Annotated in this window: 21 protein-coding genes; 8 read left to right on the top strand and 13 right to left on the bottom strand. The window is 76.0% G+C overall.

Annotation, left to right across the window (positions count from 1 at the left end; genetic code table 11):
* Positions 1 to 80 precede the first annotated feature (80 nt).
* The 3 genes from AB0O40_RS04940 to AB0O40_RS04930 all read right to left on the bottom strand — a co-directional run bounded on the left by AB0O40_RS04940 (position 81) and on the right by AB0O40_RS04930 (position 1,639).
* On the bottom strand, positions 81 to 374 hold the full coding sequence (locus AB0O40_RS04940; protein ID WP_365035686.1) for a DUF6126 family protein: 294 nt from the start codon (positions 372 to 374) through the stop codon (positions 81 to 83).
* Positions 375 to 432: 58 nt separating this feature from the next.
* Positions 433 to 1,089, bottom strand: coding sequence for an XRE family transcriptional regulator (locus tag AB0O40_RS04935; RefSeq protein WP_365035684.1), 657 nt, complete (start codon positions 1,087 to 1,089; stop codon positions 433 to 435).
* A 64-nt stretch (positions 1,090 to 1,153) separates the two neighbouring features.
* A complete protein-coding gene (locus tag AB0O40_RS04930) occupies positions 1,154 to 1,639 on the bottom strand; it encodes a MarR family transcriptional regulator (protein WP_365035682.1) in 486 nt (161 codons plus the stop codon).
* Positions 1,640 to 1,747: 108 nt separating this feature from the next.
* Here AB0O40_RS04930 and AB0O40_RS04925 point away from each other — a divergent pair, with 108 nt between their 5' ends.
* Entirely contained in the window at positions 1,748 to 2,158 is a 411-nt protein-coding gene (locus AB0O40_RS04925; protein ID WP_365035680.1) for an organic hydroperoxide resistance protein, read from the top strand.
* Positions 2,159 to 2,174: 16 nt separating this feature from the next.
* Here AB0O40_RS04925 and AB0O40_RS04920 read toward each other — a convergent pair whose 3' ends face one another.
* Complete coding sequence (locus AB0O40_RS04920) at positions 2,175 to 3,074, bottom strand: dihydrodipicolinate synthase family protein (protein ID WP_365035678.1); 900 nt, start codon at positions 3,072 to 3,074, stop codon at positions 2,175 to 2,177.
* A gap of 70 nt (positions 3,075 to 3,144) precedes the next feature.
* Here AB0O40_RS04920 and AB0O40_RS04915 point away from each other — a divergent pair, with 70 nt between their 5' ends.
* The gene (locus tag AB0O40_RS04915; protein WP_365035676.1) at positions 3,145 to 4,077 is read left to right on the top strand and encodes a LysR substrate-binding domain-containing protein; all 933 of its coding nucleotides are present in this window, start codon (positions 3,145 to 3,147) and stop codon (positions 4,075 to 4,077) included.
* Positions 4,078 to 4,110: 33 nt separating this feature from the next.
* Here AB0O40_RS04915 and AB0O40_RS04910 read toward each other — a convergent pair whose 3' ends face one another.
* Both AB0O40_RS04910 and AB0O40_RS04905 read right to left on the bottom strand, forming a co-directional pair.
* The gene (locus AB0O40_RS04910; protein WP_365035674.1) at positions 4,111 to 5,526 is read right to left on the bottom strand and encodes a HAMP domain-containing sensor histidine kinase; all 1,416 of its coding nucleotides are present in this window, start codon (positions 5,524 to 5,526) and stop codon (positions 4,111 to 4,113) included.
* Positions 5,523 to 6,248, bottom strand: coding sequence for a response regulator transcription factor (locus AB0O40_RS04905; protein ID WP_365035672.1), 726 nt, complete (start codon positions 6,246 to 6,248; stop codon positions 5,523 to 5,525). Before AB0O40_RS04905 ends, AB0O40_RS04910 begins: the two co-directional genes overlap by 4 nt.
* A 65-nt stretch (positions 6,249 to 6,313) precedes the next feature.
* Here AB0O40_RS04905 and AB0O40_RS04900 point away from each other — a divergent pair, with 65 nt between their 5' ends.
* The 4 genes from AB0O40_RS04900 (at position 6,314) to AB0O40_RS04885 (ending at position 9,894) form a co-directional block, all read left to right on the top strand.
* Positions 6,314 to 7,468 (top strand): UDP-N-acetylglucosamine--N-acetylmuramyl-(pentapeptide) pyrophosphoryl-undecaprenol N-acetylglucosamine transferase, encoded by a 1,155-nt coding sequence (locus AB0O40_RS04900; RefSeq protein ID WP_365035670.1) that lies wholly within the window; start codon positions 6,314 to 6,316, stop codon positions 7,466 to 7,468.
* Positions 7,469 to 7,516: 48 nt separating this feature from the next.
* Complete coding sequence (locus tag AB0O40_RS04895; RefSeq protein WP_365035668.1) at positions 7,517 to 8,581, top strand: GDP-mannose 4,6-dehydratase; 1,065 nt, start codon at positions 7,517 to 7,519, stop codon at positions 8,579 to 8,581.
* Between the two features lie 153 nt (positions 8,582 to 8,734).
* Entirely contained in the window at positions 8,735 to 9,064 is a 330-nt protein-coding gene (locus AB0O40_RS04890) for a hypothetical protein (RefSeq protein ID WP_365035700.1), read from the top strand.
* A 107-nt stretch (positions 9,065 to 9,171) separates the two neighbouring features.
* On the top strand, positions 9,172 to 9,894 hold the full coding sequence (locus AB0O40_RS04885) for a carbonic anhydrase (protein WP_365035666.1): 723 nt from the start codon (positions 9,172 to 9,174) through the stop codon (positions 9,892 to 9,894).
* Positions 9,895 to 9,963: 69 nt separating this feature from the next.
* Here the strand turns inward: AB0O40_RS04885 and AB0O40_RS04880 are convergent, their stop codons facing one another.
* The 4 genes from AB0O40_RS04880 to AB0O40_RS04865 form a co-directional block, all read right to left on the bottom strand.
* A complete protein-coding gene (locus AB0O40_RS04880) occupies positions 9,964 to 10,233 on the bottom strand; it encodes a hypothetical protein (protein WP_365035664.1) in 270 nt (89 codons plus the stop codon).
* A complete protein-coding gene (locus tag AB0O40_RS04875) occupies positions 10,230 to 10,595 on the bottom strand; it encodes a hypothetical protein (RefSeq protein ID WP_365035663.1) in 366 nt (121 codons plus the stop codon). The genes AB0O40_RS04880 and AB0O40_RS04875 overlap by 4 nt, the downstream gene beginning before the upstream one ends.
* Before the next feature lie 164 nt (positions 10,596 to 10,759).
* On the bottom strand, positions 10,760 to 11,257 hold the full coding sequence (locus AB0O40_RS04870; RefSeq protein WP_365035662.1) for a peptidylprolyl isomerase: 498 nt from the start codon (positions 11,255 to 11,257) through the stop codon (positions 10,760 to 10,762).
* Positions 11,258 to 11,349: 92 nt separating this feature from the next.
* On the bottom strand, positions 11,350 to 12,414 hold the full coding sequence (locus AB0O40_RS04865) for an alkene reductase (protein WP_365035661.1): 1,065 nt from the start codon (positions 12,412 to 12,414) through the stop codon (positions 11,350 to 11,352).
* A gap of 163 nt (positions 12,415 to 12,577) precedes the next feature.
* On the opposite strand from AB0O40_RS04865, the gene AB0O40_RS04860 reads away from it, so the two are divergent.
* The gene (locus AB0O40_RS04860; RefSeq protein ID WP_365035660.1) at positions 12,578 to 13,081 is read left to right on the top strand and encodes a MarR family winged helix-turn-helix transcriptional regulator; all 504 of its coding nucleotides are present in this window, start codon (positions 12,578 to 12,580) and stop codon (positions 13,079 to 13,081) included.
* 61 nt (positions 13,082 to 13,142) lie between these two features.
* Positions 13,143 to 13,670 (top strand): chloramphenicol phosphotransferase CPT, encoded by a 528-nt coding sequence (gene cpt, locus AB0O40_RS04855; protein WP_365035698.1) that lies wholly within the window; start codon positions 13,143 to 13,145, stop codon positions 13,668 to 13,670.
* 44 nt (positions 13,671 to 13,714) lie between these two features.
* Here the strand turns inward: cpt and AB0O40_RS04850 are convergent, their stop codons facing one another.
* The 3 genes from AB0O40_RS04850 to AB0O40_RS04840 are packed head-to-tail and all read right to left on the bottom strand — an operon-like array spanning position 13,715 to position 17,675.
* Positions 13,715 to 15,559, bottom strand: a complete 1,845-nt coding sequence (locus AB0O40_RS04850; protein WP_365035658.1) for a GMC family oxidoreductase — start codon at positions 15,557 to 15,559, stop codon at positions 13,715 to 13,717.
* Positions 15,556 to 16,992, bottom strand: a complete 1,437-nt coding sequence (locus tag AB0O40_RS04845) for a hypothetical protein (protein WP_365035656.1) — start codon at positions 16,990 to 16,992, stop codon at positions 15,556 to 15,558. Before AB0O40_RS04845 ends, AB0O40_RS04850 begins: the two co-directional genes overlap by 4 nt.
* Positions 16,989 to 17,675, bottom strand: a complete 687-nt coding sequence (locus AB0O40_RS04840) for an FCD domain-containing protein (protein ID WP_365035654.1) — start codon at positions 17,673 to 17,675, stop codon at positions 16,989 to 16,991. Before AB0O40_RS04840 ends, AB0O40_RS04845 begins: the two co-directional genes overlap by 4 nt.
* Positions 17,676 to 17,763: the final 88 nt, after the last annotated feature.

Below are 17,763 nucleotides of genomic sequence, written 5' to 3'. Positions count from 1 at the left end.
CCGGCCGGTGCCGCGAGGTGGTGTGGAGGACTGGGATGCGACGACCTGCCCGCCCCGCCACGTGTCCGGCGCCGGGCGCCTCAGCCCCGGCGGGAGCCGAGCTCGAAGAGCAGGTAGAGGAACCCGGCGAAGAGGTGCCCGACGAAGAGGTACGCGATCAGCCGGATCCACAGCCCGCGCGGGAACTTGGCCTCCAGGCGCCCCCGGAGCGAGGCCTCCTGCGCGGCGGTGAGGGGCACGGCCGCGGGCCCCGGGGCGGGTGCCTCGCGGGAGTCCCGGGCGGCGGGGACGGCGGTGGGCCCGGCTGCGGGGGCGACACCGGGCGTGGCGGCGGGGACGGGCGTGACGGCGGGGGCGACGGCTTCTTCCGGCATGACGGACCTTCTCCTCAGCGGGCGGGGGCGCACCCGGCGGGGCGCGCGGTCGGACGGGTCAGAACGTGGGACGCGGGCGGTCGCCGCCCAGGCAGAGGCCGCCGAGGGCGCTCTGCAGCAGGGTGTGGACGAAGAGCAGTTCGGTGCCGCCGGGCCGGGCCGCGGCGATGCGGTGCGGGGTGAGGGAGTCGAAGTGGGCACTGTCGCCCTCCTCCAGCAGGTGCTCGGCCTCGCCGAGGTGCAGCCGCAGCCGTCCCTTCAGGACGTGCAGCCACTCCTCGCCGGGGTGCACCCGCACCAGCTCGCCCTGACTGCGGCCGTACGGGACGTGCACGCGCAGGGCCTGCATCCCGCGCCCCGAGCCGCCGGCCTGCCAGTACGTCCAGCCGTCGGCCTCGCGGGCACCGGTACCGCCGCCGCGGACGATCGGATCGGGTGCCGCGGCGCTCTCGCCCAGCAGCTCGGATACCGTTGCCCCGTACGTGCGGGCCAGTCCGAGCAGCATCGGCAGCGAGGGCTGGCGGCGGCCGGTCTCCAGCCGGGACAGGTGCGCCGGGGACATCCGGGCCCGGGCCGCGGCGGCTTCGAGGGTCAGGCCGGTACGCCGGCGCAGCTCACGCAGCTGCGGTGCGACGGCGGGCAGGTCGTCGGGGACGGCGGGGCCGCCCTCCCGGTCGCCGGGACCGGTCGGGGGCCCGTCGGATGCGGGGTCCATGTCCCCGATTGAGCCAGATTCTTGCCTGTCCGGCAAACTTCCTTACCTCTGAGGCAAAAGCGGGTCAGTCCGTCGTACCGTCGGCCAAGGCCGCGGCGTCCAGGGCGGCCGTGAGGCGGTCGAGCCGGGCCTGGAGCTCGCGCACCTCACCCAGCTCGAAGCCGGTGGCCGCCGCGATGCGGCGGGGTACCGCGGCCGCCCGCTCCCGCAGCGCGGCGCCCGCCTCCGTCAGGTGGGCCGAGACCGAGCGCTCGTCCTGCGCACTGCGCTCCCGTCGCACCAGGCCGTTCGCCTCCAGCCGCTTGAGCAGCGGGGAGAGGGTGCCCGAGTCGAGCCGCAGCCGGCGGCCCAGCTCCTTGACCGGGGTGGGCCCGTCCTCCCACAGCACCAGCATCACCAGGTACTGGGGGTAGGTGAGGTCCAGCTCCTTGAGGATCACGCGGTAGAGGCCGCCGAAGGCCCGGGACGCGGCGTTCAGGGAGAAGCAGATCTGCGCGTCCAGCCGGAGGAAGTCCCGGTCGGCCACGGTCTCGGTCCAGTTCTCGGTCATGTGGCACAGCTTACCTCGGGAGCCATTCAGTTGTGCACAATTGAATTGTGTGGTTGATTGATGGGGCGGCCGACCGGGCCGCCCCCGAACCGCGAGAGGACTCCTCCCATGGACGCGATCTACACCGCCGTCGCCACCGCCAACGGCCGCGAGGGCCGCGCCGTCAGCTCCGACGGCCAGCTCGACCTCGCGCTCGCCATGCCCCCGGCCCTCGGCGGCTCCGGCCAGGGCACCAACCCGGAGCAGCTGTTCGCGGCGGGCTACGCCGCCTGCTTCTCCAGCGCCCTGGGCCTGGTCGGCCGGCAGGCCAAGGTCGACACCAGCGACATCTCGGTGACGGCGGAGACCTCCATCGGCCAGGACGGGACCGGCTTCGGTCTCGCCGTGACCCTCCGCGTCGAGCTGCCCGCCGCCCTCGAGGGCGAGACCGGCGCCCTGCTGGTCAAGCAGGCCCACGAGGTCTGCCCCTACTCCAAGGCCACCCGCGGCAACATCCCCGTCGAGCTCGTCATCGAGTAGTCCCCCCGGCGGGACCTCACGCCCCCAGCCCGGCCAGCTCCTTGAGCGCGGCCTCCGTCGTGACCGGGCCGGCCGGCAGCAGGGGGAGGCGTACGTCCGGGGTGGGGATGCGGCCCTGGGCGTGCAGCACCGCCTTGAGGACCGTGGGGTTGGGCTCGGCGAAGAGCGCGGCCGACAGCCGGGACAGCCGGTGGCCCAGCTCCCGGGCCCGGCCCGCCTCCCCCGCCCGCCAGGCGGCGGCCAGCTCCGCGAACCGGTCGGTGGCCAGGTGCGCGGAGGCCAGGATCGCGCCGGGCGCGCCGAGCGCCAGCATCGGGGAGGCGACCGTGTCGTCCCCCGGGAGGACCGCGAACCCCTGGGGCGGGTCGGCGAGCAGGTCCACTGCCTCCGGGCCGACCGCCCCGGTGGCGTACTTGACGCCGATCACCCCCGGCAGCTCCCCCAGCGCCCGCAGGGTCGCCGCGTCCAGCTCGGACCCGGTCCGGTAGGGGATGTGGTAGACGATCAGCGGGACCGGGCTCGCCTGCGCGAGCGCGGCGAAGTGGGCGAGGACCCCGGCCCGGCCCGGCCGGACGAAGGCCGGCACGGTCACCAGCGCCGCCCCCGCCTCGGGCCACCGGGCGAGGTCGGCCAGCGCCGCCGCACTGGCGCGGGTGTCGCTGCCGCCGGCGCCCACCGCCAGGCTCGCGCCGCGCTCGCGGCAGACCCGGGCGCAGACGTCCGTCACCGCGGCCCGCTCGGCGGCGTCCAGGGCGGCGGCCTCCCCGGTGGTGCCGAGGGCGACCAGCCCGGTGGCGCCGTCCGCCAGGACGGCGTGAGCCAGCGCTTCGAGCGCGTCCAGCGCCACCTGCCCGTCGGCGGCGAAGGGGGTGATGAGGGGGACGTGGATCCCGTGCGGGACGAAGTCGGTTGTCATGCCCCGAGCCTCACCGACCCGATCCGACAGGTCCAGTTCGCTTTTCTACCCGAATGCGTAAGCTGAGCTGATGCTCGATGTCCGCCGCCTGCGCCTGCTGCGCGAACTCGCCCTGCGGGGCACCATCGCCGCCGTGGCCGACGCCCTGTCCTTCACCCCGTCCGCCGTCTCCCAGCAGCTCAGCACGCTGGAGCGCGAGGCCGGGGTGCCGCTGCTGGAACGCACCGGCCGCCGGGTCCGGCTCACGCCGGCCGGCGAGCGGCTGGCCGGCCACGCCGAGGCGGTGCTGGACCGCCTGGAGCAGGCGCGCGCGGAGCTGGCCGGGGCCCGGCACGGTCCGGCGGGGCCGCTGCGCATCGGTACCTTCCCCACCGCGACCCGGGCCTTCGTACCCGCCGCCCTCCGGTTGCTGGCGCAGCGCCATCCGGAGCTGGAGCCGATGGTCTCGGAGATCGACCCGGCGGGGGTGGCGCACGCGCTGCGCGCGGGGGAGCTGGACCTGGCGCTGGTCCACGACTACGACTTCGTCCCCGCGCCGGAGGAGCCCGGTCTGGGCTCCGAACCGCTGTGCACCGAGTGGATGTACCTGGCGTCCTGCGGGCCCGCTCCGGAACCGGAGCGGCGCTCTGCTCCCGGATCGGGTGACCGGCCCGGCCCGGACCCGCTCGGCCGGTGGCGGACGGCCCCCTGGATCACCGCGACCCCGGGCACCCTCTGCGAGGCGATGACCGTACGGGCCTGCCAGGCGGCCGGCTTCGGGCCGCGGGTGCGCCACCGGGTGGACGACTTCGCCACCGTACTGGCCCTGGTCGCGGCCGGTCAGGGCGTGGCGATGGTCCCGCAGCTGGGCATCGCGGACCCGCCGCCGGGGGTGGCGCTGGCCCGGCTGCCGCTGCGGCGCCGCACCCGGATCGCCTACCGCAGCGGCGCCGGGGCGCATCCGGCGGTCGCGGCCGTCACCACCGCGCTCCGCGAGGCCGTCCCACCCGCCCTGACGCACTGACCCCCGGACACCCCGACCCGCCCACCGGCCGGCTCACGGCCCGTCCGGGCGGCCCGGCGCCGGCCAGGTCAGACGGAACAGCGCACCCCCGCCGGGGGCGTGCTCGGCCCGCAGGGCGGCGCCGTGCGCCTGGGCGATCTGCTGGGCCATCGCCAGGCCGAGCCCCGACCCGGGCAGGGCGCGGGCGGTACGGGCCCGGTAGAAGCGGTCGAAGACGTAGGGCAGGTCCTCCTCGGCGATGCCCGGCCCGTGGTCGCGCACGGTCAGCTCGACCGCGTCCGGCCGCCGCACCAGCGCCACCTCCACGGGGCCGCCGGGCGGGCTGAACTTGGCCGCGTTGCCGAGCAGGTTGGCCAGCAGCCGGGTCAGGCGGGCGGGTACGCCGGGGACGGTGAGGTCCCGGGCCGACGGGGCCACGTCCACGGCGAAGCGGACCCCCGGCCAATGCTCGCGCGCCACCGCGGCGCAGCCTTCGGTCAGTTCGGCCAGCGGCACCACCTCCAGCAGCGGGTCGGGCTCCTCGTCCCGGGCCAGCTCGATCAGGTCCCCGACCAGTCCGGTGACCTCGCGCAGCTGACGGCCCAGGGCCCCGGCGGCCCGCTCGCGCTGGGCCGGGGTGAGCCGGTCGGCGCGGGCCAGCAGCTCCGCGTTGGTGCGCAGGGCCGTCAGCGGGGTGCGCAGTTCGTGGGAGGCGTCGGCCACCAGCCGGCGGCGCGCGGTGACGGAGTCCTCCAGCTCGCCGAGCATGGTGTTGAAGCTCTCGGCGAGCCGGGTAACCTCGTCCCGCCGGTCCTCGGGGCCCGGCGGCAGGTCGATGCGGTGGCGGGGGTCGCGGGTGGCGCTGATCCGCTCCGCGGTGGCGGTGAGCCGGGCCAGCGGTTGCAGGGTGCGGCGGGAGACGGCGTAACCGAGGCCGCCGGCCAGCAGGACGCCGGCCGCGCCCACCCCGCCGAGCAGCCGGCCGGCCCGGCGCACACCCGCCTCCACCGGGTCGGCGCGCAGGGCGACCTGAGCCGCCAGGCCGCGGCCGTCAGGGGTGGTGAAGACCCTCACCGGGTGCCCCCCGAGGGTGGTGTCGGTGAAGAAGGCGGCGCGCTCGCCCCGGGCCACCGCCCGGGTGCCGGCCGTGACCGGCAGCAGGTAGCCGCCGGCCGGGTCGGCCGCCGGGTCCGCGGGCACGAGCTGGGCGCAGGCGGGCGCGGACAGGAAGCGGCACTCCCCCGCCAGGACCCCGCTCCGCTCGTCGTGGCGCTGCTGGGTGATCCGGGTGGCCGACTGGATCAGGTTCAGGTTGAGCTGGTGGTAGAGCTCGTAGCGGAGGACGAAGAAGGCGGCGGCGCACACCCCGGCGGCGACCAGCGCGACGGTGGCGGCGGTGGCCAGGGCGAGCCGGGTGCGCAGCGGGCGGCGGCGCCGCCACCGGGCCCCCAGCCGGCGGCTGCCGGTCATGCGCAGTCCAGCCGGTAGCCGATGCCGTGCACGGTGTGCACCAGCCGGGTCTCGCCGTCCGCCTCCAGCTTGCGGCGCAGGTAACCGATGTACACGGAGAGGGAGTTGGACTCCATGCCGAAGTCCTGGCCCCAGACCCGCTCGAGGATCAGGGCCCGGGGCAGGACCTGGCCCGGGTGTCGCAACAACAGTTCGAGCAGGGCGAATTCGGTGCGGCTGAACTCCATGGTGCGGTTGCCGCGGCGGCCGGTGCGGGTGGCCGGGTCGACGTCCAGGTCGGCGCAGCCGAGCCGGTCGGACGCGGCCGGCCCGGGCGCGGTGCGCCGGAGCAACGCCCTCAGCCGTGCGGCGAGTTCGTCGAGGGCGAAGGGCTTGACGAGGTAGTCGTCGGCCCCGGCGTCGAGTCCGTCGACCCGCTCGCTGACGGAGTCCAGGGCGGTCAGCACGAGTACGGGGGTGCGGTCGCCCGCCGCGCGCAGCCGGCGGCAGACGGCGAGCCCGTCCAGCAGCGGCATCATCACGTCGAGCACCAGGGCGTCCGGCTCCCAGGTGGCGGTCTCGGTCAGCGCCGCCAGCCCGTCGGGGACGCCGCGGACCTCGTACCCCTCGATGGTCAGGGCGTCCTCGACGGCGGCGCGCACCTCGGGCTCGTCGTCGACCACGAGGATCCGGGCGGGCGTGGCCGCGGCGGGGGCGGCGGGCGGCAGGTGATCGGCGCTCATGGGTACGAAGTCTGCCAAAGAGCGCTCTTAGAACGTTCTTAGGGCGTTTCACCACTGTGGCGGCCATGAGCACACCACTGTCTGTCGTGATCGGCGCCGGCGGTACCGGCGGCCACATCTATCCCGGCCTCGCCCTGGCGCAGGCGCTGCGCCGGGCGGTGCCCGATGCGGTGATCTCCTTCGTCGGCACCACCCGGGGCCTGGAGACCCGGCTGATCCCCGAGGCGGGGTTCCGGCTGCACACCGTGGACATGATCCCCTTCGATCCGGCGCTGGGCGCCAAGCGCTACCTGCTGCCGGCCGCGCTGCTGCGGTCGGGGGTGCAGTGCCGGACGATCCTGCGGGAGCAGGGCGCGCAGGTGGCGGTCGGCATGGGCGGCTACCCGAGCGCGCCGGTGATCCTGGGTGCCCGGATGGCCGGGCTGCCGAGCCTGGTGCACGAGTCCAACGCGGTGCCCGGCCGGGCCAACCAGTTCGCCGCCCGGCTGACCCCGCACATCGCGCTGGCCTTCGACCGCAGCCGGGCGCACCTGCCCGAGGGCGCGCGGGCCGAGACCGTCGGGATGCCACTGCCCCGGGCGCTGGCGGACCTGGACCGGCCGGCGCTGCGCGCCACGGCCCGGCGGGCGCTGGGCGTGCCGCCGGAGGCCCGGCTGGTGCTGGTGAACGGCGGCAGCCTGGGCGCGGCCCGGCTCACCGAGGCCTCCCTGGGCCTGGCGGAGCACTGGCGCGACCGGGCCGGCGTACGCCTGCTGATCAAGACGGGCCCGGCGGCCCTGGAGGCGGCCCGGCAGCGGCTGCACACCGGCGGCGGGGCGGCGGTGGCCGAGGCCGTGCCGTACCTGGACCGGATGGACCTCGCCTACGCGGCGGCGGACCTGGTGGTGTGCCGGGCCGGTTCGGCCACGGTCGCCGAGCTGGCGGCCACCGGCACCCCGGCGGTGCTGGTGCCCTATCCGCACGCGCCGGGCGACCACCAGACCCACAACGCCCGGGTGCTCTCCGACGCCGGGGCCGGACTGCTGCTGCCCGACGCGCAGACCACGGCCGACCGGCTGGCCTCCCTGGTCGAGCCGCTGCTGGCGGACCCGGCGCGGCTGGCGGCGATGGGCCGGGCCGCCGACCCGGGCACCCACGGGCGGGCCGCCGAGCTGCTGGCCGACCGGGTGCTGACCCTCGCGGGCCGGACCGCGGCGGCGCACCCCGCGCACGCCGCCTGACCGCCGCCGCCCCACCACCCACACCCCACAGGAACGGAAACGATCGAGATGTACGAGACGACGGGCCCGCAGGGCTCCCCCGCCACCGCCACCGCCACCGATGCGGCCGGCTTCGACTGGACCGGGCGGACGGTGCTGGTCACCGGCGCCGAGGGGTTCATCGGCTCCACGCTGGTCGACCTGCTGGTGGAGCGGGGCGCGCGGGTGAAGGCGCTGGTGCACTACAAGCCGTACGGCGAGAAGGGCCACCTGGCCCGCTACCTGGGGCCGGACGGCGGCGCGCACGGCCCGGTGGAGATGCTGGCGGGCGACGTGCGCGATCCGGGCCGGGTGATGGAGGCGGTGGCCGGCTGCGACACGGTCTTCCACCTCGCCGCGCTGATCGGCATCCCGTACAGCTACGCCTCGCCGGGCGCGTACGTGCAGACGAACGTGGTCGGCACGCACCACGTCGCGGAGGCCTGCCGGGCGCACGGGGTGCGGCGGCTGGTGCACACCTCGACCAGTGAGGTGTACGGGACGGCGCTGACGGTGCCGATCGGTGAGGACCACCCGCTCCAGCCGCAGTCGCCGTACTCCGCCTCGAAGATCGGCGCGGACATGATGGCGCTCTCCTTCCACCACGCCTTCGAGCTGCCGGTGACGGTGGTGCGGCCGTTCAACACCTACGGGCCGCGGCAGTCGGCGCGCGCGGTGATCCCGACGATCCTGGCCCAACTGCACGCCGGGGCCCGGGAGATCCGGCTGGGTTCGCTGACCCCGACCCGGGACTTCACGTACGTCACGGACACCGCGCTCGGCTTCCTGGCGATGGCCTCCTGCGACCGGGCGGTGGGCGAGGTGGTGAACCTGGGCACCGGCCGGGAGATCTCGATCGGCGACCTGGCCCGGGCGCTGGTCACGGCCTCGGGCCGGGAGGCGGAGATCGTGGTGGACCCGGCCCGGCTGCGGCCGGCCGGCAGCGAGGTGGAGCGGCTGCTGTCGGACAACTCCCGGGCTCTGCAGTGGGCTTCGTGGCAGCCCCGGACCACCCTGGCCGAAGGCCTGCGGCACACCTCCGAGTGGGTCGCGGCCCACCCCCACCTCTTCGCGGCCGACCGGTACGCGGTCTAGGCAGGCCGGGCGCCGCCCAGCCGGCGCGGGCCCGGTGGGAGGCGGCCGCCGGAGGTGTGAGAGGGTCCGGCGGTGATCGAGAACCACCGGGGGATCCCGGAGCCGCAGCCCTCGCCCGCCCCGGTCCCGGGCCGGCAGCGGCCCGACGACCGGCTGCCGTCCGTGCTGCGCTTCGCCACGGAGCTGGTGGCGTGGGTGGCCACGCCCTGGGCCCTGGCAGGGGTCTCGTGGGCGTTGGCCGCCCTGTCGGTGGTGCTGCTGGTCGGCCTGCCGACGGTCTTCGCCACGCCCGGCGACAAGAACAGCGTCATGGTCCCCGTACCGGGCCCGGTCACCGTCCTGCTGGTGGTGCTGCAGCTGGCCGCCGCGGCGCTGGCGGCCTGGTACGCCTGGCCCCTGTGGGCGGCGGTCGCGGTGTGGCTACTGGCCGGAGCCACCGTGGTCACCGAACTGCCCCGCTGGCGGTGGCTGTTCACCTTGTGAGACGGGTGGGGTGCGGTCCCCGGCTTTGCGCCGAATATTGTCCGACAAGCCGTCGATCGGGCTGGTGGAACGGCCAGTTCCGGCGCGCGGCGGGTTGGCTGGCGGACGTGACAGCCAACAGATTCCTCACCGACACGTCCACCGCCCGCCGTTCACTGCTCCGGGCCGCGGTGGCCGGCACCGCCGGCGCCGGCCTCGCCCTGGGAGCGACCCCCGCCTCCGCCGCGCCCAGGGGCTCCGAGCGGCCCGACACCCCCGCCGGGGCCCTGCGCGAGCTGGCCGCGGGCAACCGGCGCTGGCGCGCCCACCGGGAGCGCCATCCGCACGAGTCGCCCGCGGTGCGCCGCCAACTGGTCCAGGGGCAGCACCCGTTCGCGGTGGTGCTGGGCTGCATCGACTCCCGGGTACCGCCCGAGCACGTCTTCGACCAGGGCCTGGGTGACCTGATGACCGTCCGCTCGGCCGGCGAGGTGCTGGACGAGGCCGTGCTGGGCAGCGTCGCGTACGGCGTCCTGGAGCTGGGCATACCCCTGGTCATGGTCCTGGGGCACCAGTCCTGCGGGGCGGTGAAGGCGGCGGTGCAGGTCGACGCGAGCGGCGAGCGGCTGCCGGCGCACATCCAGTACCTGGCGGACCAGATCCGCCCGGCCATCGACCGGACGCAGCAGGGCGAGGCCCGGATCGACGCCACCGTCTCGGCCCAGGCGCGGCTGGTCCGCGACCGGCTCGCGGCGGAGCCGGACCTGGCGGCCGAGATCGCCGGGGGCCGGCTGGCCGTGGTCGCGGCCCGTTACGAACTGCACGACCAGTCGGTGCGCACGCTGGTGTAACCGGGCGGCGAGGTGACCGTGGCGGGCCGCACCCCGCCCGACCGTCCCGCCCGTGGTGTCCGGTGGCCGTCAGGGGCCGCTGATGATCCAGATGATGGCGACCGTGCGGGTGTCCGCGATCACCCGGTAGAGGACCGTGACCAGGCGGCCGGTGTCGGTGGCGGGACCCGCGAGGACCCGGCGCAGCTCGATGCTGGCGGCGGGCTCGGCGGCGCTCTCCGCGCGCGGGTCGCCGGCCAGCCGCTTGAGGGTGCGGTAGAGCGCCTGGCGCTCCCCCGGGGTGAGCTCGGCGACCTCGCGGTTGAGGCGCTCCGGCAGGAGGATGTGCCAGTCGCTCAACGGCCCCCCTCGCCCGGGGCGCCGTAGGCGTCGCCGAACGCCTCGCCGCGGGTGTCCGCGAAGGCGGCGAAGAACTCGTCGAGGCCACCGGCCTTCTCGCTGCCCTCGAGATTGGCCGCCACGGCCTCGGCCACCTCGGGACGCGAGCGCAGGGCCCACACGTGCCGGTACTCGGTGAGCACCAGCGGTACCTGGTCCAGGCGGGCCGCGCCGAGCCGGGCGTCGAAGGCCGCGAGGTCGGGCGGTGAGATGCGGGCGAGCGCGGCGCGCAGCTCCGCGATGGTCTGCGGGCCCTCCTCCGCGCCGAGCCGGTAGGGATCGGCCCAGGGGCGGGTGGGGCTCTCGTGGGGCAGCGCGCTCATGGTGTCCTCCGTCCGTCCTCCTCTACCGTACGCGCTGGATCAGTCACTCGGGAGAGTGCGGACGGCGCGGTCCGCGGATCCGGGCGGACGGCTGCGGGCGGAACGCACGCGGACCCTCCGGGAGCGTGCTCCGGGAGGGTCCGTCGGTGCGGGGTGCGGCGTGCTTACGCGCCGACGACGCCCGACTTGGCGATGGTGATCTTGGCGGAGGTGGCGCCGCTGCGCGAGCCCAGGCCCTCGATCTTCTTGACCAGGTCCATGCCCTCGACGACCTCGCCGAAGACGACGTGCTTGCCGTCCAGCCAGTCGGTGACGATGGTGGTGATGAAGAACTGCGAGCCGTTGGTGTTGGCGCCCGCGTTGGCCATGGAGAGCTGGCCCGGCTTGGTGTGCTTCAGCTCGAAGTTCTCGTCCGCGAACTTCTCGCCGTAGATGCTCTTGCCACCGGTGCCGTTGTGGTTGGTGAAGTCACCGCCCTGCAGCATGAAGTCCGGGATGACGCGGTGGAACGAGGAGCCCTCGTAGCCGAAGCCGTGCTGGCCGGTGGCCAGCTCGCGGAAGTTCTGGGCCGTCTTCGGGACGACCTCGTCGAAGAGCTGGAAGACGATGCGGCCGGCCGGCTCGCCGTTGATGGTGATGTCGAAAAACACGTTGTCGCTCATGGTCCCATCCTCACATCTCCGGGCCACTGCTTTCACCCGGGGGCGGCCGACACCGCCCGCGTTCGCCCGGGAGGGCGCCCCCGGGCCGCGGCTCAGAGGGCGGGGTAGTCGGTGTAGCCGCGGGCGTCGCCGCCGTAGAAGGTGCTCTGGTCGGGCTTGTTGTACGGGCCGCCGGCGCGCAGCCGGGCCGGCAGGTCCGGGTTGGCGAGGAAGAGCTGGCCGAAGGCGAGGTAGTCGGCGACGCCCTCCTCCAGGAGCGCGAGCGCGGCGTGGTCGGTGGGGCCGTCGGTCAGGGGGTTGAGGACCAGCGCGCCCGCGAAGTTCTCGCGCAGGGCGCGGGTGACCGCCCGGCTCTGCGGCGAGGTCTCCAGCACGTGCAGGTACGCGAGGTCCAGCCCGGCCAGCTCCTTGAGCAGGGCGAGGTAGGTCTCCAGCGGCTCGGGCTCGCTGATGTCGTTGTACGGGTTGCCGGGCGAGACCCGCAGGCCGGTGCGCTCGGCGCCGATCTCGGCGGCCACCGCCCGGGTCACCTCGGCGGCGAAGCGGATGCGGTTCTCCACGGAGCCGCCCCACTCGTCGGTGCGCCGGTTCGAGCCGGGGGCGAGGAACTGGTGGATCAGGTAGCCGTTGGCGCCGTGCAGCTCCACGCCGTCGAAGCCGGCGTCGACGGCGTTGCGGGCCGCGGCGGCGTAGTCGGCGATGGTGGCGCGGATCTCGGCGGGGGTCAGCTCCCGGGGCTCGTCGTGGTCCTTGGGACCCTCGGGGGTGAAGGACTGGCCGGCGGCCCGGACCGCGGAGGGCGCGACGTTGGCGGCGCCGTCGGGGCGCAGGGCGGAGTGGCCGATCCGGCCGGAGTGCATGAGCTGGGCGAAGATCCGGCCGCCCGCGGCGTGCACCGCGGCGGTGACCTTGCGCCAGCCCGCGACCTGCTCAGGGGTGTGCAGACCCGGGGTGGCGAGGTATCCCTGGCCGGCCACCGAAGGCTGGATGCCCTCGGTGACGATCAGCCCGGCGGTGGCCCGCTGGGCGTAGTACTCGGCTGTCAGCTCCGTCGGAACACCGCCCTGACCTGCACGGCTACGGGTCATGGGGGCCATGACCACCCGGTTGGCGAGCGGGGTGCCGGCGAGGGTGGTCGCCTCGAATGCGCTGGTCATCGTACGCCTCACAAGGGTATTAATGGGTCGGCCAATGAATGCCGTGAGACCACTGTAGACGATTGATTGGCCGGCCAAGGTAAAATGTCGGAGAACCCTCCGTACGGAGCAGTGCGGAGCAGCACGCGGGCACGGCGCAGCCACCCGGTCACGAGGAGCAGTCATGGACGCAGGGACCCCGGGCCGGGGCGTCGAGGAGGCCGGCGCGCCCGGCGCGTTCCTCGAAGGGCCGGTCAGCCACGCGGTGAGCCGGGTCGCGCGGCTGCACCGGATCGCGGCCGGCCGGCTGCTGCGGGAGCTGGGGCTCTACCCCGGCCAGGAGTTCGTGATGATCCACCTGTGGGACGACGGCCCGGTCCGCCAGTCCGAGCTGATCAAGGCGGTCGGCCTGGACCCCTCGACGGTGACGAAGATGCTCCAGCGGCTGGAGCACGCCGGGCACGTCCGGCGCCGCCCGGACCCGGCCGACCGGCGCGCCTCGCTGGTGGAGGCCACCGAGGCCAGTTGCGCGCTGCACGCCCGGGTCGGCGCCGCCTGGGCCGAGCTGGAGCGGCTCACGCTGACCGGGCTGGACCCGGCCGAGAGCGCCGAGCTACTGCGCCTGCTGGCAAAGGTGGAGCACAACCTCTGCCCCGAGGCCGTCGACGGCGTGCTGCCGACCTGCTGACGGGCCGGGCAATTCCGTGGCACGCCCCGGTCCGGAGGCATACGCTGCCCCGGTGACCCAGGTGATCATCCTCAACGGCCCGTCCAGCTCGGGGAAGTCCGCGATCGCGCGCTGCCTCCAGACGGTGCTGCCCGGCGCATGGCTCTCCCTCAGCGTCGACACCTTCGTGGACGCGCTGCCCGCCGCGCTGCGGGAGGGCGGGGACGGCATCGGCTTCGACGCGGACGGCGGGGTGAGCGTCGGGGCGGAGTTCCGGGCCCTGGAGGAGCACTGGATCGCCGGGGTGGCGGCCATGGCGCGGGCCGGCGCCCGGATCGTGGTGGACGAGGTGTTCCTCGGCGGGGCCGCCTCCCAGGCGCGCTGGGAGCGGGCTCTGACGGGCCTGCCGGTGCTCTGGGTCGGGGTGACCTGCGATGCGGAGGTGCTGGCGGGCCGGGAGATCGCCCGCGGCGACCGGACCCCCGGGATGGCCGCGGCCCAGGCCGCGGTGGTGCACACCGGCGTCCGGTACGACCTGGACGTGGACACGACGCGCACCGAGTCGATGGACTGCGCCCGGGCCGTCGCGGCGCGGGTGACCACCGGCTGACGGGGCGGGTGGTGCTGCGGCACCTCAGCCGCAGCACCACCCCCTCAGTCGACCACCGCCCCCTCCGCCGCCGCCGAGGCGAGGGCCATGATGCTGAGCTGGGGGTTGACCTCGGGGCAGCTCGGCAGGAGCGAGGCGTCGGCGACCAGGACCCCCTGGACGCCCCGCAGCCGGCCCACGGGGTCGGCCGGGTGCCGCTGCGGGTCGGCGCCGGCGGCGAGCGTACCGGTGGGGTGGAAGGCCGACAGGTGCAATTGACGGATCGTCACGCGCGCCAGCAGATCGGCCAGTTCGGCCGGGGACGAGGCCCGCGGGGCCGCGGTGATGCCGGTCAGCACCTGCTGGGCGCCGGCCGCGAAGAGCAGGTCGCCCATGGCGCGGACGGCGGTCAGCAGCCGCCCGGCGTCGCGCGGGGTGAGGTCGTAGCGCACCAGCGCCCGCTGCCGGCCCAGCACCCGGCCGGCGGGCCGGTCCGCGATCATCGCACCGAGGCTGGCCAGCCGGTCCGCACCCGCCAGCTCCCGGCGCAGCTCGGCGCCCAGGCCGGGCAGGACCAGGCTGCCCATCCCCGGCGGGGTGGCGGTGGCCTCGATGAGGATGCCCGCGCCCCGCAGTTCCTCGACCCCGACGCTCTGCAGGACCCCTTCCCAGGCCGTCACCGGCTGCGCGAAGCGGCCGGCCACGCTCGCGGCGGGGTGGACGCTCAGGTTGCGGCCGGTCCGCGGGTGCCCGCCCAGGCCCGAACGGCGCAGCAGCGGCGGGGACTCCAGAGCCCCGGCCGCCACCACGACCAGCGGGGCCAGCACCTCGAACTCGCTGCCGCCCGCCCGGCGCACCCGCACCCCGGCCGCCCGGGGCCCGCCGGGCCGGTCGGGGTCGACCAGGATCCGCAGCACCCGGGCCCCGGTGAGGATCCGGGCGCCCGCCGCGCAGGCGTCCGGGAGCACGGAGAGCTGCACGCTCTGCTTCGCCCCCGCCGGACAGCCCACGACGCACTGGCACGAGCCCCGGCACCCGGGGGCGTTGCGGCGCAACGGCGCGGCCCGCCAGCCCAGTTCGGCCGCTCCGGCCAGGGCCAGCAGGCCGTTGCGGCCGAGTACGTCCAGGGGTTGGGTCGCCACCCGCAGGGTGCGTTCCACCTCGTCCAGCCGGTCGTCGAGGCCGTCGACGAGGTCGCAGCCGTGGTCGCGGCGCCAGCGGCTCTGGACCTCCGGCGGAGTCCGGTAGCAGGTACCGGAGTTGACGACCGTGGTGCCGCCGACGGCGCGGCCGGTGGGCAGCAGCAGGGGCGGCCGGCCGAGGGCCAGGCCGGCGCCCCCGTCGCGGTAGAGCTCGCCGAAGCGGTCCAGCGGGGCGCGCCGGCCGAAGGAGGCGGTGGTGTGGTGCCGGCCCTCCTCCAGGACCAGGGTGCGCAGTCCGGCCCGGGCCAGGGTGCGGGCCGCGACCGCGCCGCCCGCGCCGGAGCCGACGACCACCGCGTCGGCGGTGGTGCGGGCGGGCCACTCCTCGGCCGGTACGCAGTCCAGGGGCGGGTCCGGGGGCGCGGCCGGGGCGGGCCGGGCCGGGCGGCTGCCCAGGTGTTCGGTACCCGCGGCCAGCAGCACGGGCACCTTCACGAGGTCGAGCAGCGCGGCGGCCCCGGGGTGCCCGGCCAGGGCCCGGAGCAGGTCCTCCCGGCCGGCCGGTCCGAGTGCGCCCAGGCGGCGGCCGGTGCGGGCGAGGGCGTACGCCCCGACGCCGGCCGCGGCGGCGCGGAACCCGGCGCGGGCCGGCGCGGGCAGGGTGGCGAGGACGGAGCCGAGCCGGTCGGGGACCCGGCCGGCCCACGCGTCGGCGGCGGCCCGGGGGTCGGTGGCGAGCAGGGCGTGCACCAGCGCCTCGGCGGTCATCGCTCGCCCACCTCGGCGTGGGCGGTGCCGGTCAGGGTCCAGCTCGCCTCCGGCCGCCACCGCCCCCACCAGCGCTCCAGCCGGACCACGGCGTCGGCCCGCTCGCTGTTGTGGCAGCGGGCGGGGGCGCCGTCGGGGTCGCGGTAGTCGAGTGTCAGGGTGCGCTCGGGGGGCTGGGTGACCTCGACGTGGATCCGGCGCAGTCCGGCGCGGCCGCCGACCTGCCAGACGGGCCGTCCGATGCGGGCGCGGAACCGGCCGGCGCCGGCCCAGCCGAGGGCGCTGCGCTCGGCCCGGCGGGGCCAGGTGCGGCCCCGGTGGCGCAGCCGCAGGAAGACCAGCGGGGGCAGGTCCCGCAGCAGCGGCCGGGTGGAGACGGCGGCCACCACTTCGAGGACGTCGCCGTCGCCGAGGTCGGCGTGCAGCCAGGACCAGCGCCGGGCGTTGCCGTGGCCGTAGATGCGGGCCGAGGCGCCGGGGGCGGCCTTCAGGGTGAGGGTGCCCGCCGGGTGCCGGACGGTGCCCTCGTAGCCGGCCCGGGCGGCCGGCAGCATGTGCGCGGCGGGCAGCAGCGGGCGCCGCCAGGACCAGCGGGGGAAGGTGAAGAGCGGCGCGTCTTCGGGGAGTTCGACCAGATCCCAGTGGAAGCCGCCGGCGCTGCCGGTGAGCCGGCCGGGGTGCGCCCGGACGCCGGCGGCGGCGAAGCCGCCGGGGTCCGGTTCCGGCTGCGCAACGGGGCCGAACCGGGCGTGGGTGACCGGGCCTTCGGGGGGATAGAGGGCGATCCAGCCGTGGGCGTAGGGCGGTTCGGCCGGGTCGGTGGGGGCGACCAGCTCGTGGTGGATCCACAGACCGGTGCCGGTGGCCGGGTCGGTGAGCGTGGTGTACCAGACCTCGGTGCGGCCCGGCCGCCCCGTCCAGCGGGGTGCGAACTCGACGGCACCCGGGGCGTGTTCCGGCCGGTCGGTCCGGGCCCGGGGGCGGGGGAAGCGGAAGCTCGCGAGGAAGGGCAGCAGGCCGGTGCCGAGCGGGAAGCGCAGCGTGCCGGTGCCGGCCCGGCTGCCGTCGGCCTCGTACAGCGTGCAGGGCAGCACGGTCATGGAGTGCACCGGCCGCAGCGGGGTCACCGCCTTCCAGCCGTCGAGGGTCAGGCGGCGGCCGTCGAGGGCGAAGTCCAGGCGGTAGCGGATGCGGCGGCGGGCCAGCGGGGAGATCTCCAGCTCGCCGGTGGCCCCTTGGTCGTCGGTCCGGCCCTGGATCCGGACCCGGCCGGTCAGCCGGGCCCGGGTGGTCCCGCCGGGACGCAGCAACCGGTCGGCCGTCGCGATGAGTTCGAGGCGGACGGCCCGGTCGTGGCCCTCGCCGTCGAGGCGGACGGTACCGAGCAGGGTCTCGCGGAACACCGTGCCCCGGGCGGGTCGAGCGGCGGTCATGCCAGGCCGTCCAGCATGATGCGCTCGGTGGCGCCGAGGTAGTCCTCGGCCGCGGCCCGGGCGCCCGGCCCGTCGCCCCGGCCGACCGCGTCCACGAGCGGGGCGAGCCGGTCGTACGCCGCGCCGGGGTCGGTGAACGGACCGGCGAGGGCCGTCCGGACCGGTAGGTAGGCGTTGAACAGGGTGTTGGTGAGCAGGACGTAGACGCGGTTGCCGGTGGCCCGGGCGAGGGCCCGGTGCACCTCGGCGTCGGCCAGCTGCACGGCGTCGGCTCCCTCGGACTCGCGTACCACGGCGAGGAGTTCGCGCAGCGCGGTCCGGTCCCGGGCGGTGGCCCGGGCCGCGGCCCGCTCGGCTATCAGGGTGCCGATGCTGCGCCGGACCTCGAAGATCTCGCCGATCCAGTCGGGGCTGTGCCGGACCAGCATGGGCAGCAGGTCCGCGCCGCCCAGCCGGGCGTAGTCGCGCACCCGGGTGCCGATGCCGTGCCGGGTCTCCAGCAGCCCGGCCTGGACGAGCCGGCCGAAGGCGTGCTTGAGGGTGGTGCGGGTGACGCCGTAGCCGTCGGCGAGTTGGCGCTCGGGGGGCAGCAGGGTGCCGGCGGGGTGCCGGCCGGCGAGGATGTCCTCGCGCAGCCGGCCTTCGAGCACGTCGACGATGGTCTCGCGGGGCAGGGTATCCACGGTGCGGGCACCTCCGGAAGTGGCTCAGTGGCTGAGCCACTGAACCAGTGTGCGAAAGCCCCCGTCAAGGGGGCTCCGCCGGTGAACT

Origin of the sequence: Streptomyces sp. NPDC089919, from assembly GCF_040684615.1 — a bacterium.
Taxonomy (GTDB): domain Bacteria; phylum Actinomycetota; class Actinomycetes; order Streptomycetales; family Streptomycetaceae; genus Streptomyces.
Note: the sequence above shows the minus strand (reverse complement) of the source record. Positions and strands in the feature narration are given on the sequence as shown.

Bases quoted from the DNA above. Each gene is read 5' to 3' on its own strand.
- AB0O40_RS04915 (WP_365035676.1), top strand. From the start codon at position 3,145: ATGCTCGATGTCCGCCGCCTGCGCCTGCTGCGCGAACTCGCCCTGCGG.
- AB0O40_RS04930 (WP_365035682.1), bottom strand. From the start codon at position 1,639: ATGACCGAGAACTGGACCGAGACCGTGGCCGACCGGGACTTCCTCCGG.
- AB0O40_RS04865 (WP_365035661.1), bottom strand. From the start codon at position 12,414: ATGACCAGCGCATTCGAGGCGACCACCCTCGCCGGCACCCCGCTCGCC.
- AB0O40_RS04925 (WP_365035680.1), top strand. From the start codon at position 1,748: ATGGACGCGATCTACACCGCCGTCGCCACCGCCAACGGCCGCGAGGGC.
- AB0O40_RS04860 (WP_365035660.1), top strand. From the start codon at position 12,578: ATGGACGCAGGGACCCCGGGCCGGGGCGTCGAGGAGGCCGGCGCGCCC.
- AB0O40_RS04940 (WP_365035686.1), bottom strand. From the start codon at position 374: ATGCCGGAAGAAGCCGTCGCCCCCGCCGTCACGCCCGTCCCCGCCGCC.
- AB0O40_RS04845 (WP_365035656.1), bottom strand. From the start codon at position 16,992: ATGACCGCCGCTCGACCCGCCCGGGGCACGGTGTTCCGCGAGACCCTG.
- AB0O40_RS04935 (WP_365035684.1), bottom strand. From the start codon at position 1,089: ATGGACCCCGCATCCGACGGGCCCCCGACCGGTCCCGGCGACCGGGAG.
- AB0O40_RS04905 (WP_365035672.1), bottom strand. From the start codon at position 6,248: ATGAGCGCCGATCACCTGCCGCCCGCCGCCCCCGCCGCGGCCACGCCC.
- AB0O40_RS04850 (WP_365035658.1), bottom strand. From the start codon at position 15,559: ATGACCGCCGAGGCGCTGGTGCACGCCCTGCTCGCCACCGACCCCCGG.
- AB0O40_RS04900 (WP_365035670.1), top strand. From the start codon at position 6,314: ATGAGCACACCACTGTCTGTCGTGATCGGCGCCGGCGGTACCGGCGGC.
- AB0O40_RS04875 (WP_365035663.1), bottom strand. From the start codon at position 10,595: ATGAGCGCGCTGCCCCACGAGAGCCCCACCCGCCCCTGGGCCGATCCC.
- AB0O40_RS04870 (WP_365035662.1), bottom strand. From the start codon at position 11,257: ATGAGCGACAACGTGTTTTTCGACATCACCATCAACGGCGAGCCGGCC.
- AB0O40_RS04910 (WP_365035674.1), bottom strand. From the start codon at position 5,526: ATGACCGGCAGCCGCCGGCTGGGGGCCCGGTGGCGGCGCCGCCGCCCG.
- AB0O40_RS04920 (WP_365035678.1), bottom strand. From the start codon at position 3,074: ATGACAACCGACTTCGTCCCGCACGGGATCCACGTCCCCCTCATCACC.
- AB0O40_RS04895 (WP_365035668.1), top strand. From the start codon at position 7,517: ATGTACGAGACGACGGGCCCGCAGGGCTCCCCCGCCACCGCCACCGCC.